The organism is Caulobacter sp. FV2ye17ST (assembly GCF_058680955.1).
The window spans coordinates 2,191,373-2,207,113 of the sequence record NZ_CM178727.1 but is presented as its reverse complement, the minus strand read 5'-3'; the positions used below and the strand labels follow the sequence as shown (position 1 = coordinate 2,207,113).

The 15,741-nt window shown below is 64.1% G+C and carries 19 protein-coding genes and 2 tRNA genes; 18 read left to right on the top strand and 3 right to left on the bottom strand.

Features of this window, described 5'->3' with window-relative positions; genetic code table 11:
• The first annotated feature begins 10 nt into the window (after positions 1-10).
• Positions 11-1,177, top strand: a complete 1,167-nt coding sequence (locus ACW17V_RS10655; protein ID WP_492108785.1) for a glycosyltransferase family 4 protein — start codon at positions 11-13, stop codon at positions 1,175-1,177.
• Positions 1,178-1,182: 5 nt separating this feature from the next.
• Here the strand turns inward: ACW17V_RS10655 and ACW17V_RS10650 are convergent, their stop codons facing one another.
• From ACW17V_RS10650 to ACW17V_RS10640, 3 genes are all read right to left on the bottom strand, one after another.
• A complete protein-coding gene (locus ACW17V_RS10650; protein WP_492105114.1) occupies positions 1,183-2,196 on the bottom strand; it encodes an LLM class flavin-dependent oxidoreductase in 1,014 nt (337 codons plus the stop codon).
• 112 nt (positions 2,197-2,308) lie between these two features.
• Positions 2,309-2,385, bottom strand: a tRNA-Asp gene (locus tag ACW17V_RS10645).
• A 71-nt stretch (positions 2,386-2,456) separates the two neighbouring features.
• Positions 2,457-2,533: transfer RNA gene (locus ACW17V_RS10640), tRNA-Asp, on the bottom strand.
• A gap of 200 nt (positions 2,534-2,733) precedes the next feature.
• Between ACW17V_RS10640 and ACW17V_RS10635 the strand changes: the two genes are divergently transcribed.
• The 17 genes from ACW17V_RS10635 (at position 2,734) to nuoL (ending at position 15,741) form a co-directional block, all read left to right on the top strand.
• Positions 2,734-3,111, top strand: a complete 378-nt coding sequence (locus tag ACW17V_RS10635) for an NADH-quinone oxidoreductase subunit A (protein WP_492105113.1) — start codon at positions 2,734-2,736, stop codon at positions 3,109-3,111.
• Positions 3,081-3,686 (top strand): NuoB/complex I 20 kDa subunit family protein, encoded by a 606-nt coding sequence (locus ACW17V_RS10630; protein ID WP_492105112.1) that lies wholly within the window; start codon positions 3,081-3,083, stop codon positions 3,684-3,686. Before ACW17V_RS10635 ends, ACW17V_RS10630 begins: the two co-directional genes overlap by 31 nt.
• Entirely contained in the window at positions 3,683-4,294 is a 612-nt protein-coding gene (locus ACW17V_RS10625) for an NADH-quinone oxidoreductase subunit C (RefSeq protein ID WP_492105111.1), read from the top strand. Before ACW17V_RS10630 ends, ACW17V_RS10625 begins: the two co-directional genes overlap by 4 nt.
• A gap of 2 nt (positions 4,295-4,296) precedes the next feature.
• Entirely contained in the window at positions 4,297-4,698 is a 402-nt protein-coding gene (locus ACW17V_RS10620) for a hypothetical protein (RefSeq protein ID WP_492108784.1), read from the top strand.
• The gene (locus ACW17V_RS10615; protein WP_492105110.1) at positions 4,695-5,945 is read left to right on the top strand and encodes an NADH-quinone oxidoreductase subunit D; all 1,251 of its coding nucleotides are present in this window, start codon (positions 4,695-4,697) and stop codon (positions 5,943-5,945) included. Before ACW17V_RS10620 ends, ACW17V_RS10615 begins: the two co-directional genes overlap by 4 nt.
• Entirely contained in the window at positions 5,942-6,274 is a 333-nt protein-coding gene (locus ACW17V_RS10610; protein WP_492105109.1) for a nuclear transport factor 2 family protein, read from the top strand. Before ACW17V_RS10615 ends, ACW17V_RS10610 begins: the two co-directional genes overlap by 4 nt.
• Positions 6,275-6,277: 3 nt before the next feature.
• Positions 6,278-6,964 carry an NADH-quinone oxidoreductase subunit NuoE gene (gene nuoE / locus ACW17V_RS10605; protein WP_492105108.1) on the top strand — a complete coding sequence of 229 codons (687 nt, stop codon included), beginning with the start codon at positions 6,278-6,280 and terminating at the stop codon, positions 6,962-6,964.
• Entirely contained in the window at positions 6,964-7,191 is a 228-nt protein-coding gene (locus ACW17V_RS10600; RefSeq protein ID WP_492105107.1) for a hypothetical protein, read from the top strand. The genes nuoE and ACW17V_RS10600 overlap by 1 nt, the downstream gene beginning before the upstream one ends.
• Positions 7,188-7,454 carry a hypothetical protein gene (locus tag ACW17V_RS10595; protein ID WP_492105106.1) on the top strand — a complete coding sequence of 89 codons (267 nt, stop codon included), beginning with the start codon at positions 7,188-7,190 and terminating at the stop codon, positions 7,452-7,454. Before ACW17V_RS10600 ends, ACW17V_RS10595 begins: the two co-directional genes overlap by 4 nt.
• A gap of 3 nt (positions 7,455-7,457) precedes the next feature.
• Positions 7,458-8,777, top strand: a complete 1,320-nt coding sequence (gene nuoF, locus ACW17V_RS10590; protein ID WP_492105105.1) for an NADH-quinone oxidoreductase subunit NuoF — start codon at positions 7,458-7,460, stop codon at positions 8,775-8,777.
• A 5-nt stretch (positions 8,778-8,782) separates the two neighbouring features.
• Positions 8,783-10,843, top strand: coding sequence for an NADH-quinone oxidoreductase subunit NuoG (gene nuoG, locus ACW17V_RS10585; RefSeq protein ID WP_492105104.1), 2,061 nt, complete (start codon positions 8,783-8,785; stop codon positions 10,841-10,843).
• Between the two features lie 4 nt (positions 10,844-10,847).
• Complete coding sequence (nuoH, locus tag ACW17V_RS10580; protein ID WP_492105103.1) at positions 10,848-11,915, top strand: NADH-quinone oxidoreductase subunit NuoH; 1,068 nt, start codon at positions 10,848-10,850, stop codon at positions 11,913-11,915.
• Positions 11,915-12,154 (top strand): hypothetical protein, encoded by a 240-nt coding sequence (locus ACW17V_RS10575; protein WP_492105102.1) that lies wholly within the window; start codon positions 11,915-11,917, stop codon positions 12,152-12,154. Before nuoH ends, ACW17V_RS10575 begins: the two co-directional genes overlap by 1 nt.
• Positions 12,155-12,159: 5 nt before the next feature.
• Positions 12,160-12,651 (top strand): NADH-quinone oxidoreductase subunit NuoI, encoded by a 492-nt coding sequence (gene nuoI / locus ACW17V_RS10570; protein WP_421737889.1) that lies wholly within the window; start codon positions 12,160-12,162, stop codon positions 12,649-12,651.
• Between the two features lie 83 nt (positions 12,652-12,734).
• Entirely contained in the window at positions 12,735-13,352 is a 618-nt protein-coding gene (locus ACW17V_RS10565; protein ID WP_492105101.1) for an NADH-quinone oxidoreductase subunit J, read from the top strand.
• Complete coding sequence (nuoK, locus tag ACW17V_RS10560; RefSeq protein ID WP_492105100.1) at positions 13,349-13,654, top strand: NADH-quinone oxidoreductase subunit NuoK; 306 nt, start codon at positions 13,349-13,351, stop codon at positions 13,652-13,654. Before ACW17V_RS10565 ends, nuoK begins: the two co-directional genes overlap by 4 nt.
• A gap of 8 nt (positions 13,655-13,662) precedes the next feature.
• Complete coding sequence (gene nuoL, locus ACW17V_RS10555) at positions 13,663-15,741, top strand: NADH-quinone oxidoreductase subunit L (RefSeq protein WP_492105099.1); 2,079 nt, start codon at positions 13,663-13,665, stop codon at positions 15,739-15,741.

Below are 15,741 nucleotides of genomic sequence, written 5' to 3'. Positions count from 1 at the left end.
TCGTGGTCTCCTGGAGGGCGCCCCGGCGGCCGAGGCGACCGTGCGCCTGGTGGATACGACCATGCTCTATGCCCCGCGGAGCGGTGGCGTGCGCCGGTATCTAAACTCGAAGCGGGCCTGGCTGGCAGCCAATCGACCATCCGTGCACCACACTCTGGTCGTTCCCGGCGCGCGCGACGCCCATGACGGGCAGGGACGCGTATCGATCTATGCCGCCCCGTTGCCGTTTGGTGATGGATACCGCTGGCCAGTCGTCAAGCAGGCCTGGATGGAACGGCTGATCCGCCAGAGGCCCAACATCATCGAGGCGGGTGACCCCTATACCCCCGGCTTGGCGGCGCTGCGGGCCGGAGATGCGCTGGGCGTCCCTGTCGTGGGGTTCTGTCATACTGACCTAGGCGCGCTGGCGGCGCTGCATATCGGCGAATGGGCCGAGAAGCCGGTGCAAAAGCGCTGGGCGGCGATCTATGGCCAGTTCGATCAGGCCGTAGCGCCGAGCCGTTTCATCGCCGGACGATTGATCGAAGCTGGCGTCACCAACGCCATCGGCCTGCCCTTGGGCGTGGATGTGGATATCTTTCATCCGGGGCGCGGCGACCGGGAAGGGCTGCGTAGATCTCTGGGCTTGAGGCCGGACCACAGAATTCTGGTTTTTGCCGGGCGGCCCGCGCGGGAAAAGCGGCTGGACGTGCTGGTGGAGGCTGTCGAGCGGCTTGGCGATCCGTATGTGCTGCTGCTGATCGGCGCGGGCAGCGGCGCGCCCGCCAGCGACCGTGTTGTCTGCATGGACTATCAGCGTGATCCTCAGGTCCTGGCGGCTACACTGGCGGGATGCGACGCTTTCGTTCACGCCAATGACAATGAACCGTTCGGTCTGGTCGTTCTGGAGGCCATGGCCTGCGGACTGCCCGTCATAGGCGTCGCGTCAGGCGGGGTGGCCGAATCTGTCGACGCGTCTGTTGGCGAACTTGCCGTGGCGTCTGAGGCTCGCGCCATGGCCGAGGCTGTGGAATCTGTTTTCGCGCGGGGCGCCGAGGGGCTTGGCCAAGCCGCCCGCTGTCGCGCCGAAGAACGGCACGGTTGGGATTCGGTCTTCCGGGCTCTGTGCCAAATCTACGGCGGCCTGACAGGCGCGACCGGCTTCTCCGCCGTCGCCGCGCCCGCGCTCCGCCACTAGTAGATTCAGGCTGTGGGCCCGAGCCGACCGCGCACGCCGGCCAGGATTTCGTAACTGCGAACACGGTCGGCGTGATCATGGATCTGCGAGGCCGCCATCAGCTCGTCGGCGCCGGTCAGGGCCAGGACCGCTTCGATCTTGCTCAGCACCGTTTCGGGCGAGCCGACGGCCGAGTAGCGGAAAGTATGCTCGAGGCCCGCAAGCTCCGCCGGCGAAGCGATCTGGGTGATGTCGTCGACCGGAGGCGGCAACAGGCCGGGCCGGCCTCTGCGCAGCGCCAGAAACTGCTGTTGCGTGGAGGATGACAGCCGCCTGGCCTCTTCATCAGTCTCGGCCGCGCATACGCCGATGCAGATCAGGAGGTAGGGCGAGGCGAGGGCGGCGGACGGTTTGAAGTGACGGCGGTACAGGGTGACCGCGTCCATGAGCTGATCCGGCGCGAAGTGGGCGGCAAAGGCGAAGGGGAGGCCCAGGGCGGCCGCCAGCTGGGCGCTGTAGGTGCTGGAGCCCAGCAGCCAGAGTGGAACGTCCTGGCCCTCGCCCGGGACCGCGCGCACGGCCTGGTCCGGTGTGGCCGGTTGAAACCAGGTCTGCAGCTCCACGACGTCCTGGGCGAACGAATCAACAGCGCCCATGTAGCGACGTAGCGCTCTCATCGTGGCCTGATCTGTGCCCGGCGCGCGGCCCAGACCCAGATCGATGCGACCAGGATAGAGTGCGGCCAGGGTGCCGAACGCCTCCGCGACCATCAGGGGTGCGTGGTTTGGCAGCATGATTCCGCCCGAGCCGACCCGAATCGTAGAGGTGCCGGCCGCGACATGGCCAATCACCACGGCGGTCGCGGCGCTGGCGATTCCCGACATGTTGTGATGTTCGGCCAGCCAATAGCGGTGAAAGCCCAGCCGCTCGGTATGTCTGGCCAGATCGAGGCTGTTGCGGAGCGCATCTCCAACGGTTGAGCCCATCGGTACGGGCGCAAGGTCGAGAACGGAAAACACGGGAGCGGAAGCTTTGGACATCGATCCTACATCGTGTCGGACCGCGACAAGCTCAAGCCTTTGCGATCAGATGACCCAATATGGGGGACCGATTGGATCGAAAGCTTGAATTCTGGGGGAAAGCGCCGGACGGTGGCGCGAATGACGGGACTTGAACCCGCGACCTCCGGCGTGACAGGCCGGCGCTCTAACCAACTGAGCTACATCCGCGTCGTGCGCCAGGGCGCGACAGTCGTCCGTATTCGCCGTCTTAAGAGGGAAGCACTACCACCTTTGGAAGGTGGCGCGAATGACGGGACTTGAACCCGCGACCTCCGGCGTGACAGGCCGGCGCTCTAACCAACTGAGCTACATCCGCATTAGGCCTTCGCCGAAGCGAAAGTGCGACCCGCCCTTCGGCGAGGCGCGTCTGATATGTCGGGCGCGGACTCGTGTCAACGGCCATGTCGTCGAAGCTGTGGATGGGGACTAGTTGCGACCGTTTCTCAATGTGTCGCAGGCGTTTGAAGCGTCGGCAGGCATGGGCTACAACCCGCTCGATTCAAGCCAAGGGCTGTCATGAACGCCTTCCTTCTCCAGTATCTGCCGATCGTTATCTTTCTAGGGATCGCGACCGTTATCGGCGTCGCCTTCCTGGCCGCCGCCGCGGTGCTCGCGCCCCGAGCGCCTGACCCGGAAAAGCTGTCCGCTTACGAATGCGGCTTCAACGCTTTCGATGATGCGCGCATGAAGTTCGATGTTCGATTCTATCTCGTGTCGATCCTCTTCATCATCTTCGACCTGGAAGTGGCGTTCCTGTTCCCGTGGGCGGTCACGCTGATGAAGCTTCCGCATGAAGCGGCTGCCTTCGCTTTCTGGTCGATGATGGTGTTCCTGGGCATCCTGACTGTCGGCTTCATCTACGAATGGAAGAAGGGCGCCCTCGAATGGGAGTGATCGTTCCCGCCAATAGCTCGCCTCTCGTTCCTGCTGGCTCGGCCGGCCGGTCGACGGTGCAGGGCTATGATCCCAAGCTGCACGATCCGTTCTTCGACGGCATCTCGGGTCAATTGGCCGACAAGGGCTTCATCACGGCCGCCGCCGACGATCTCATCACCTGGGCCCGCACCGGTTCGTTGATGTGGATGACGTTCGGCCTGGCATGCTGCGCCGTGGAAATGATGCAGGCTTCGATGCCGCGTTATGACCTGGAGCGCTATGGCTTCGCGCCGCGCGCCAGCCCGCGTCAGAGCGACGTGATGATCGTCGCCGGCACCCTGACCAACAAGATGGCTCCGGCTCTGCGCAAGGTCTACGACCAGATGCCCGAGCCCCGCTACGTCATCTCGATGGGCAGCTGCGCCAATGGCGGCGGCTACTACTATTACAGCTACAGCGTCGTTCGCGGCTGCGATCGCGTGGTGCCGGTGGACATCTATGTCCCGGGTTGCCCGCCGACCGCCGAGGCCCTGGTTTACGGCGTGCTACAGCTGCAAAAGAAGATCCGTCGCACGGGGACGATCGAGCGATGAGCGAAGCCCTCGAACTCTTCGGTCAAGACATTGTCGCCCGTTGCCCGGGCGTGCTCGGTCATTCGGTAGCCTTCGGTGAGCTCACCATCGTGGCTCGCGCCGCGACGGTCTGCGACACGCTGGTCTTCCTGCGTGACGATGCTGCTTGCCGTTTCCACCAGCTGATCGACCTGGCCGGCGTCGACTATCCGGAACGCGCTGCGCGCTTCGACGTCGTCTACCACCTGCTGTCGCTGGTGAAGAACCATCGCATCCGTCTGAAGGTCTCGACCGACGAGGATACGCCGGTTCCGACCATCACCCCGGTGTTCGAAGTCGCAAACTGGTTCGAGCGCGAAGCGTTCGACATGTACGGCATCTTCTTCGACGGACATCCGGACCTGCGCCGGATTCTGACCGACTACGGCTTCCACGGCCATCCGCTGCGGAAGGACTTCCCGATGACGGGTTACGTGGAAGTTCGCTACGATGACGAGCTGAAACGCGTCGTCTACGAACCCGTCAAGATTACCGAGTTCCGTGCGTTCGATTTCCTCTCCCCCTGGGAAGGCGCGAAGTATGCCCTGCCCGGCGACGAGAAGGCCGAGAAGAGAGCAGGGGATGCTTGATCATGGGTCTGCGCAGGCCGACGTTCCGTTCCGCCACCGCGTTCTTTCTGGTGACATTTTCCACCGCGTTCCTGATGACCATCGGCATGCGGCTGACGGGCTGGTTTACGCGTGCGCCGCAAATCTCGACGGAGCAGAACAAGGGTCTGGGCATCGCGATCATGATCGCGGTCATGACTCTGGCGATCGGAGCCGGACTGCGGCGCATGGAAATCGCGGAGCTGCGCAGCGCGCTGCTGGGCGCGGCGTCTGTGCTGCTGGCCCTGCCTTTGTCGCAAGCAGCGATTTCCCAGTCGTGGGACGTCGCGACCACCATCATCACGCTGCTGGGCGCCGTCCTGCTGATCGCCGGACTGCTTGTTTCGCTCAGCATCGAGCAGCGTAAGGAAGGCCAGGAAGCATGACCGGCCAAGACACCCCCGCAGCGGTGACCGATCTCGTCCGCGACGAACCGACGGTTCCGGCCATCCCGGAAACGCCCGTCCGCAAGTTCAATATCAATTTCGGCCCGCAACACCCGGCCGCGCACGGCGTGCTGCGGCTGGTGTTGGAACTGGACGGCGAAGTCGTTGAACGCGTCGATCCGCACATCGGCCTGCTGCACCGCGGCACCGAGAAGCTGATGGAGGCGCGCACCTACCTCCAGAATATCCCGTACTTCGACCGCCTCGACTATGTGGCGCCGATGAACCAGGAGCATGCCTTCTGCCTGGCCATCGAGAAGCTGCTGGGCGTCGACGTTCCCCGCCGTGGCTCTCTGATCCGGGTGCTCTATTCGGAAATCGGCCGGGTGCTGAACCACCTGCTGAACGTGACGACCCAGGCCATGGACGTCGGCGCCCTGACGCCGCCGCTCTGGGGCTTCGAGGAGCGCGAGAAGCTGATGGTGTTCTACGAGCGCGCCTGCGGCGCTCGCCTGCACTCCAACTATTTCCGCCCGGGCGGCGTCCACCAGGACCTGCCGCCCCAGCTGATCGAAGACATCGACACCTGGGCCAAGGCCTTCCCGAAGATCTGCGACGATATCGAAGGCCTGATCACCGACAACCGCATCTTCAAGCAGCGCAACGTCGACATCGGCGTGGTGACTCGCGAGGAAGCCATAGAGTGGGGCTTCTCGGGCGTGATGGTGCGGGGTTCGGGCATCGCCTGGGACCTGCGCCGCAACCAGCCCTACGAGTGCTACAACGAGTTCGAGTTCGACATCCCGCTGGGCAAGAACGGCGACTGCTATGATCGCTATCTCTGCCGCATGCAGGAGATGCGCGAGTCGACGAAGATCATCCGTCAGGCCTGCGACATGCTGCGCAAGACGCCCGGCCCGGTGATGACCGAGGACAACAAGGTCAGCCCGCCGCGTCGCGCCGAAATGAAGCGCTCGATGGAAGCCCTGATCCATCACTTCAAGCTCTACACCGAAGGCTTCCGCACGCCGGCCGGCGAGGTCTATGCCTGCGTCGAGGCGCCCAAGGGTGAGTTCGGCGTGTTCGTGGTCTCCGACGGCACCAACAAGCCCTACCGCTGCAAGATCCGCGCGCCGGGCTTCCCGCACCTTGCGGCCATGGACTGGATGAACCGCGGCCACATGCTGGCCGACGTTTCGGCCATCCTCGGCTCGCTGGACATCGTGTTCGGGGAGATCGACCGTTGATCGAGGCCGCCGTTCAAGGCCAGCTGGACGCCTACAACGCCCAGGACGTCGATGCGCTGTGCCAGCACTTCGCCGACGACATGATGGTCGCCGATCTGAACGCCGAGCCCAACCTGCACGGCGTCGCGGCCTTCCGCGAGCGGCATGTCGGTCTGTTCGCCCAGTTTCCGCAGAACCGCGCCGAACTGCTGTCGCGCGTGGTGATCGGCAACAAGGTCATCGACCATGAGCGGGTCTTCCGTTCGCCCGACGCGACGCCTTTCGAGGTCGCCGCCATCTACACCTTCGCCGGCGACAAGATCGCCCGCGTCGATTTCGTGAAAGCCTGACGCATGTCCGTTCGTCGTCTCGCCAAGGAACAGCCCGCGAGCTTTGCGTTCTCCAAGGAGAGCCAGGCCAAGGCTGACTGGTGGAAAGCCAAGTACCCCGCCGAGCGCAAGCAGTCGGCGGTGATCCCGATGCTCTGGCTGGCCCAGAAGCAGGAGGGCTGGATCCCCGAGCCCGCGATCCAGGAGATCGCCAGGCAGCTCGAGATGCCGGTCATCCGGGTTCTGGAAGTCGCGACCTTCTACGTGATGTTCCAGCTGCAGCCGGTGGGGAAGGTCGCCTTCGTACAGCTTTGCGGCACCACGCCCTGCCAGTTGCGCGGCGCGCTGGACCTGCGCCAGGTGCTGAAGGACAAGATCGGCGAAGCCCATCACGTCTCGGCCGACGGCAAGTTCAGCTGGGAAGAGGTCGAGTGCCTGGGCGCGTGCTGCAACGCCCCGATGGCCGCTATCAACGACTACTATTACGAGGACCTGACGCCGGAGAGCCTGGCCCAGATCCTCGACGACTTCGCCGCCGGCAAGTCGCCGCAGCCCGGCAGCTATGAAGGCCGCAAGGCCTCGGAGCCCAAGGACTCGATCAAGACCCTGATCGATCCCAAGCTCTACGACGGCTCGCTGGCCAAGAAGATCAAGATCCCGAACCTGCCCGAAAAGCCCAAGAAGGCCCCGAAGACGGAGCCGGCCGCCTGATGAACGCTGACGCCGTCCTCCAGAAGAAGCGACTGACCGCGATGCTTGCCATCGACGTGGTCTGCTTCGTGCTGGCCGGCGCGGCGATCGTCGGTCACGTGGCCTTGGGAATCGGTTGGCTGCTGCCGGCCTTCCTGGTTCTGGTCGCCGCCGGCCTGGGCGCGCAGATCTGGTTCGTCATGGGCTGGATGCGCGCCGTGAAGCGGGAGGAGGGGACTTCGTCATGATCGACGACAGCGACTTCAACACCCGCAAGGCCGCCTATCTCGAGACGATTCGCGGCCTTGGTCGCCGCGAACGCGGCATCGGCTTCGTGGCCTGCCTACTGGGCGCCCTGCTTCTGATCTGGGGTCGGGTCATCGCGGGCGCGCCACAATGGGCCGTTGTTCTGGGTCTTGTGACGATTGCCGCCGGTTGGCTGCTTTTCGCCTATGTCATCCTTCGTCGGACGCGGTATGTGCGCGCCCATCCATTCGATCCGCAAAGCTGAGTCATGGTCGGTATCCTCGAAGACAAGGACCGCATTTTCACGAACCTTTACGGGCTCCATGATTGGGGCCTGGAAGGCGCGAAGAAGCGCGGCTGCTGGAATGGCACCAAGGACATCCTGGACGCCGGGCGCGACTGGATCATCGACAACATGAAGAACTCCGGCCTGCGCGGCCGGGGCGGGGCGGGCTTTGGCACCGGCCTGAAGTGGTCGTTCATGCCCAAGGAAGTGAAGGACGGTCGTCCGCACTATCTGGTGGTCAACGCTGACGAATCCGAGCCGGGCACCTGCAAGGACCGGGAGATCATGCGGCATGACCCGCACCTCCTGATCGAGGGCTGCCTGATCGCCTCGCGCGCCATGCTGGCCCATGCCTGCTACATCTATATTCGCGGCGAATATGTCCGTGAGCGCGAAGTGCTGGAAGCTGCTATCAAGCAGGCCTACGAGGCCAAGCTGGTGGGCAAGAACAACGTCCACGGTTGGGACTTTGACATCTACGTCCACCATGGCGCCGGCGCCTATATCTGCGGCGAAGAGACGGCCCTGCTGGAAAGCCTGGAAGGCAAGAAGGGTCAGCCGCGCCTGAAGCCGCCGTTCCCGGCCGGCGCGGGCCTCTACGGCATGCCCACGACCGTCAACAACGTCGAGAGCATCGCCGTCGCGGGCACCATCCTGCGTCGCGGCGCGGCCTGGTTCGCCGGCTTTGGTCGTCCCAATAACACCGGCACCAAGCTCTTCTGCGTCAGCGGGCACGTGAACACGCCCTGCAATGTCGAAGAGGCCATGAGCATCCCGTTCCGCCAGCTGATCGAGGATCACTGCGGCGGCATCCGGGGCGGCTGGGGTAATCTGAAGGCCGTGATCCCTGGCGGCTCGTCCGTGCCGATGATCCCCGCCGAGCAGTGCGAAGACCTGCCGATGGACTTCGACGCCCTGCGCGCCCTGCGCTCGGGCCTGGGCACTGCGGCTGTCATCGTCATGGACAAGGACACCGACCTCGTCCGCGCCATTGCCCGCCTGTCGTACTTCTACAAGCACGAGAGCTGCGGCCAGTGCACGCCCTGCCGTGAAGGCACCGGCTGGATGTGGCGGGTCATGGAACGCATGGTCACCGGCGAGGCCGATCCGAAAGAGATCGACACCCTGCTGGACGTCACGACCCAGGTTGAAGGTCACACCATCTGCGCCCTGGGCGACGCGGCCGCATGGCCGATCCAGGGCCTGTTCCGTCACTTCCGCCATGAGGTGGAGGACCGGATCGCATCCTATCGTAGCGGTCGCCTGCACGTGCAGGGCGCCAAGCTGATCGCGGCGGAGTAACAAGAATGGCTATCGCCAAGGTCAACGGCGTCGAGGTCGAGTTCGAGCCCGGCATGACGGTTCTGCAGGTCGCGGAACTGGCTGGGGAAGAGATCCCGCGCTTCTGCTATCACGAGCGTCTCAGCATCGCCGGCAACTGCCGGATGTGCCTGGTCGAGGTGAAGCCCGGTCCGCCGAAGCCGCAGGCGTCCTGCGCCCTGCCGGCCGCCGAGGGCCAGGAGATCTTCACCAAGACCCCGATGGTCAAGAAGGCCCGCGAAGGGGTGATGGAGTTTCTGCTCATCAACCACCCGCTGGATTGCCCGATCTGCGACCAGGGCGGCGAGTGCGATCTGCAGGACCAGGCCATGGGCTATGGTCGCGACGACAGCCGCTACGAAGAAAACAAGCGCGCGGTCGAAGAAAAGGCCATGGGCCCGCTCATCAAGACCGTGATGACGCGCTGCATCCAGTGCACGCGCTGCGTTCGCTTCATCACCGAAGTCGCCGGTTCGCCCGAGATCGGCCTGATCTCGCGCGGCGAAGACGTTGAAATCACGACCTATCTGGGCGCGGCGGTGACGTCGGAACTGAGCGCCAACGTGATCGACCTCTGCCCGGTCGGCGCCCTGACCTCCAAGCCCTACGCCTTTGAGGCGCGACCCTGGGAGCTGAAGAAGACCGAGAGCGTCGACGTCATGGACGCGCTGGGCTCGGCGATCCGCGTTGATAGCCGCGCCGCCGCGGTGCTTCGTGTGCTGCCGCGCGTCAACGAAGACGTCAATGAAGAGTGGATCTCCGACAAGACGCGCTACGCCGTCGATGGCCTGCAGCGTCAGCGTCTGGACCGTCCTTACGTCCGCGTCGGCGGCCGTCTACAGCCGGCGACTTGGGGCCAAGCCTTTGCGGCTGTGGCGGAAAAAATCAAAGCCGCCAAGCCGGAGCGCATTGGCGTCATCGCCGGCGACCTGCAGGACGCCGAGAGCCTGAAGGCCACCAAGGACCTCTTCACCGCGCTGGGCGTGAAGAACCTCGACGCCCGCCAGGACGGCGTGGCGCTGGGCGCTGGTCCGCGCGAAAGCTGGCTGTTCAACTCGACAATCGCTGGCATCGAGAACGCCGACGTCATCCTGCTGGTCGGCACGAACCCGCGCGTCGAAGCGCCGGTGCTCAACACCCGCCTGCGCAAGCAGTGGATCGCCGGCAAATTGCGTATTGGCGTCATCGGAGAGCAGGGCGACCTGACCTACGAGTACGACTATCTCGGTGCGGGCTCCAAGACGCTGTCTGGCCTGGCCAAGAGCAAGTCCGACTTCGCTGCAGCACTGAAGAATGCCCAGCGTCCCGCCATCATCATCGGCCAGGGCGCTCTGACCCGCGCCGATGGCGCTGCCGTCCTGAAGGCGGCCGCCGGCGTAGCCAAGGCGTTCAACGTCGTGAAGGCTGGCTGGAACGGCTGGAACGTGCTGCACACCGCCGCCTCGCGCGTCGCCGGCCTCGATCTAGGCTTCGTCCCGGCCGAGGGCGGCCTGACCGCGGGTCAGATGCTGAAGCCGGGCGCTCTGGACGTGCTGTTCCTGCTCGGCGCCGATGAGTGTGAGACGGCGGCTTCGGACGCCTTCAAGATCTATCTGGGCACCCACGGCGACAATGGCGCGCACAAGGCCGACGTCATCCTGCCGGGCGCGGCCTATACCGAGAAGAACGGCCTCTATGTGAACACCGAAGGCCGCGTCCAGATGGGCGAGCGGGCGGTGTTCCCGAAGGGCGAGGCCAAGGAAGACTGGTCGATTCTGCGAGCCCTGTCCGAGATCCTCGGTCACAAGCTACCCTATGACAGTCTGGACCAACTGCGCGCCAAGCTGTTCGCCGACCATCCGACCTTCGGCCAGATCGACTTCGCGCCGGGCTCGATCCCGGCCGCGTTCGACCTCGCAACCGTCGGCGGCGCCGGCGAACTGGCCGACACGCCGTTCGAGAACGCCATCAAGGCCTTCCACCTGACCAATCCCATCGCGCGCGCCAGCGTGACCATGGCCGAATGCGCGGCCGTCGTCTCCGGCGCCGCCAAGATCGCGGCGGAGTAGGCCGATGAGCGCTTTCTTCGCCAACCCGGCCGTGACCTGGACCCTGCTGACGACCGGCGGGATCCTGCTGGTCGTGATCTGGGTGCTGCTGAGCCTGGCCTTCCTGTTGTTGGCTGACCGAAAGATCTGGGCCGGCGTCCAGATGCGCAAGGGCCCCAACGTCGTGGGTCCGTTCGGCCTGCTGCAATCCTTCGCCGACTTCTTCAAGTTCGTGCTGAAAGAAATCATCATTCCGGCCGGCGCCGACAAGGTGGTCTTCATCCTGGCGCCGCTGCTGAGCCTGGTTCTGGCCTTCGTCGGCTGGGCGGCCATTCCGTTCGCGCCGGGCTGGGTCGTCTCCAACCTCAATGTCGGTATCCTCTACCTGCTAGCGATGAGCTCGCTGGGCGTCTACGGCATCATCATGGGCGGCTGGGCTTCGAACTCGAAGTACCCGTTCCTGGGCGCCCTTCGTTCGGCCGCGCAGATGGTTTCGTATGAGGTCTCGATCGGCCTGATCATCATCACGGTGATCCTGCTGGCGGGCTCGATGAACCTGTCGACCATCGTCGAGGCCCAGTCCGGCTGGTTCTGGAACTGGAACGTCTTTGGCGGCGGCCTGAAGAATATCGTCCTGCTGCCGGTCATGGTGATGGCCATGGGCATGTTCTACATCTCGGCCCTGGCCGAAACGAACCGCCCTCCGTTCGACCTTCCCGAAGCTGAATCCGAACTCGTGGCCGGCTACCAGGTCGAGTACAGCTCGACCCCGTACCTGCTGTTCATGGTCGCCGAATATTCGAACATCGTCCTGATGTGCGCGATGATCAGCGTCCTGTTCTTCGGCGGCTGGAACCCGGGCTTCCCGACCGAGTTCCTGGCGAGCTGGGGCTGGTGGGGTAACTTTTTCCTGGCCTTGGTGTTCTTCGCCAAGATCTGCTTCTGGTTCTTCATGATCGCCATGGCCAAGGCCATCGTGCCCCGCTACCGCTACGATCAACTGATGCGCCTGGGCTGGAAGGTCTTCCTGCCGACTTCGCTGGTGCTGGTCGTCCTGGTCGCTGGCTGGCGCGTGTTTGGTCCGGGCGCCTGATGAACCGCCAAACCGCCATAGCCCTGATGGGTCTGACCTTCGCCTCGCTCGCGGCCTGTTCGGCCACGATGGCGTCGGACAGGTCCTATTCGCTGGGACGCGGCGTTGTGAACTATGACGAACTCCGCCGGGCCGGCGACAAGTGCAAGGCCGATGGCGGGGTGCTGCAAGCCAAGCAGGACGGGGGAGATCCCGCCCAGCTTTCAAACTACACCTGCGTCATTCCGAAGGGTGATTGACGGCCATGATGCAACGCATTTCCCAGGCGATTAAGGGCGCGGCCCTTCTGGACTTCGCCAACGCCTTTGGCCTGGCCATGAAGTACATGGTCGCGCCCAAGAAGACCGTGATCTATCCGAACGAGCGCAACCCGCAGTCGCCGCGCTTCCGGGGTGAGCACGCCCTGCGTCGCTACCCCTCGGGCGAGGAGCGCTGCATCGCGTGCAAGCTGTGCGAGGCCATCTGCCCCGCCCAGGCGATCACGATCGAAGCCGAACCGCGCGAGGACGGCAGCCGCCGCACGACCCGCTACGACATCGACATGGTCAAATGCATCTACTGCGGCCTGTGCCAGGAGGCCTGCCCGGTGGACGCCATCGTGGAAGGTCCGAACACCGAGTTCGCGACCGAAACCCGCGAAGAACTTTATTACGACAAGGAACGTCTTCTCGATAACGGCGACCGTTGGGAACGCCTGATCGCGAAGAATCTGGAGTTGGACGCGCCCTACCGCTAAAGACGGGCGGCGAATCCGAAGGGGGCGGCGCGCCATTTGGCGTTGTCGTCATGGATGTAGTTTTCAGGGGAGCACCTGGGCCAATGGCCTTGCAGGCGATCGCTTTCTATTTGCTGGCTTTCACAACGCTGGCGGCGGGTCTTCTCGTCGTCTCGGCGCGAAATCCCGTGCACTCGGTGCTCTTCCTGATCACCGCCTTTTTCTCGGCCGCTGGCCTCTTCGTCCTGCTGGGCGCGGAGTTCCTCGCGATGCTGTTGATCGTCGTCTATGTGGGCGCGGTCGCGGTGCTGTTCCTGTTCGTCGTCATGATGCTCGACGTCGACTTCGAGGAACTGCGCAAGGGCTTCGCCCAGTACCTGCCGATCGGCGGGCTTGTGGCGGGCATACTGACGCTGGAGATGATCTTCGTCGCCGCCACGGTCGCAACCAACGGCGCCGCGGGCAAGAACGCCCAGCCCATGGCCTCGCCGGAAGGCGTCAGCAATACCGAGGCGATCGGACGTGTGCTCTACACTGACTACGCCTTCTTCTTCCAACTGGCGGGTCTGGTGCTGCTGGTGGCCATGATCGGCGCCATCGTCCTGACCCTGCGCCATAAGCCGGGCGTCAAGCGCCAGGATATCGGCAAGCAGGTGGCGCGTTCGCCCAAGACCGGTATGGAACTGGTTCAGATCAAGCCGGGTGAGGGGATCTCCGAATGATCGGCCTGTCGCACTATCTTGTCGTCGCTGCGATCCTCTTTACGATCGGCGTTTTCGGCATCTTCGTGAACCGCAAGAACATCATCGTCATCCTGATGTCGGTCGAGCTGATCCTGCTGGCGGTGAACATCAATCTGGTTTCGTTCTCGGTCTATCTGCACGACGTGGTCGGTCAGATCTTCGCGATGTTCGTGCTGACCGTCGCCGCCGCCGAGGCAGCCGTCGGCCTGGCCATTCTCGTCACCTTCTTCCGAAACCGCGGCGATATCGCGGTTGACGACGCCAGCATGATGAAGGGCTAAGCGACGTCATGCAGACGATAGTCACCCTTATTCTCTTCGCCCCGCTGGTCGCGGCGATCATCGCGGGCCTGTTTGGCCGGCGCATCGGCGACGTGGCCTCGCAGGCGATTACCACCGGTGGCCTGCTGCTGGCCTGCGGCCTGTCCTGGTACGTGTTCAGCCAGTGGACCTGGGGGCATCTGGAGGCCTTCACCGTCACCCTGCTGCCGTTCATCCACATCGGCGACTTCATCGCCAACTGGTCGATCCGCATCGATGCGCTCTCGGCGGTGATGCTGATCGTGGTGACGACGGTCTCGGCCCTCGTGCACATCTATTCCTGGGGCTACATGGCCGAGGACGACAGCAAGCCGCGCTTCTTCGCGTATCTGTCGCTGTTCACCTTCGCCATGCTGTCGCTGGTTACCGCCGCCGACTTCATGCAGCTGTTCTTTGGCTGGGAAGGCGTGGGCCTGGCCTCGTATCTGCTGATCGGCTTCTGGTTCAAGAAGCCCTCGGCCAGCGCCGCCGCCATCAAGGCTTTCGTGGTCAACCGCGTCGGCGACTTCGGTTTCGCCCTGGGCATCATGACGACCTACTGGGCGTTCGGTACGATCCAGTTCGCCGAGCTCTTCCCGCAGATCGCCGCCAACGCCGGTCGCAGCTGGGAGTTCGTCGGCCACAGTTGGCCGCTGATGGATATCGCCTGCTTCCTGCTGTTCATCGGCGCGATCGGCAAGTCGGCGCAGTTCTTCCTGCACACCTGGCTGCCGGACGCCATGGAAGGTCCGACCCCGGTCTCGGCCCTGATCCACGCAGCGACCATGGTCACCGCCGGCGTCTACATGCTGTGCCTGCTGTCGCCGATGTTCGAATACGCGCCTGTCGCCAAGAACATCGTTACGGTGATCGGCGCGATCACGGCCCTGTTCGCTGCGACGGTCGGCCTGACCCAGAACGACATCAAGCGGGTCATTGCCTATTCGACCTGTTCGCAGCTGGGCTACATGTTCTTCGCGGCCGGTATCGGCGCCTATCAGGCGGCCATGTTCCACCTGTTCACCCACGCCTTCTTCAAGGCGCTGCTGTTCCTGGGCGCCGGTTCGGTGATCCACGGCATGCACCACGAGCAGGACATGCGGAAGTACGGCGCCCTAGCCAAGCTGCTGCCTGTGACCTTCATCGCCATGACCATCGGCACCATCGCCATCACGGGCCTCGGCTTCCCGCCGCTGCACCTGGGCTTCGCCGGCTTCTACTCGAAGGACACCATCATCGAGGCGGCCTTTGCCGCTGGCGGCGAGAACGTCTTCGCGATGTTCGCCTGGGCGATTGGACTGCTGGTAGCTGGCCTCACGTCATTCTACTCTTGGCGCGTGGCGTTCTTCACCTTCAACGGCACGGCCCGCTGGGGCCATGACGAAAATCACGACGCGCACGCCGCCCATGCCCATGACGGCCACGCCTCGCACGAGACGCACGACGAACCCGTCGCGGACGACCACGCGCATGACGACCATGGTCACGGCCATGATCACAAGCCGCACGAGAGCCCGCTGATCATGCTGTTCCCGCTGGTCGTGTTGTCGCTCGGCGCGGTGTTCGCCGGCTTCGTGTTCGTCGACTACTTCGTGGGTCACCACCAGGAAGAGTTCTGGCGCGGCGCGATCTACAATGCTCCGACCAACCACGTTCTGCACGAAGCCCATGAAGTGGCCGAGTGGGTGAAGTGGAGCCCGTTGATCGCTTCGATCCTCGGCCTGCTGGTTGCGGCCTATGTCTATCTGATCAAGGGCAACGAGCGTCTGGGCGCCAAGCTCGCGGCGCGCAACGGCCCGCTGTACGTGTTCTTCTACAACAAGTGGTTCTTCGACGAACTTTACCAAGCCACCTTCGTGCGCGCGGCCAAGTTCCTGGGCGACCTGTTCTGGAAGGGCGGGGACCAGAAGATCATCGACGGCTTCGGGCCGGATGGCGTGAGCGCCGTCAGCTACGAGGTCGGTCGCCGGACGGGCAAGCTCCAGACCGGCTACGTCTATCACTATGCGTTTGTCATGCTGCTCGGCGTCGCCGGCCTGCTTGGCTTCGCCCTTTACGCATTCCGTTGA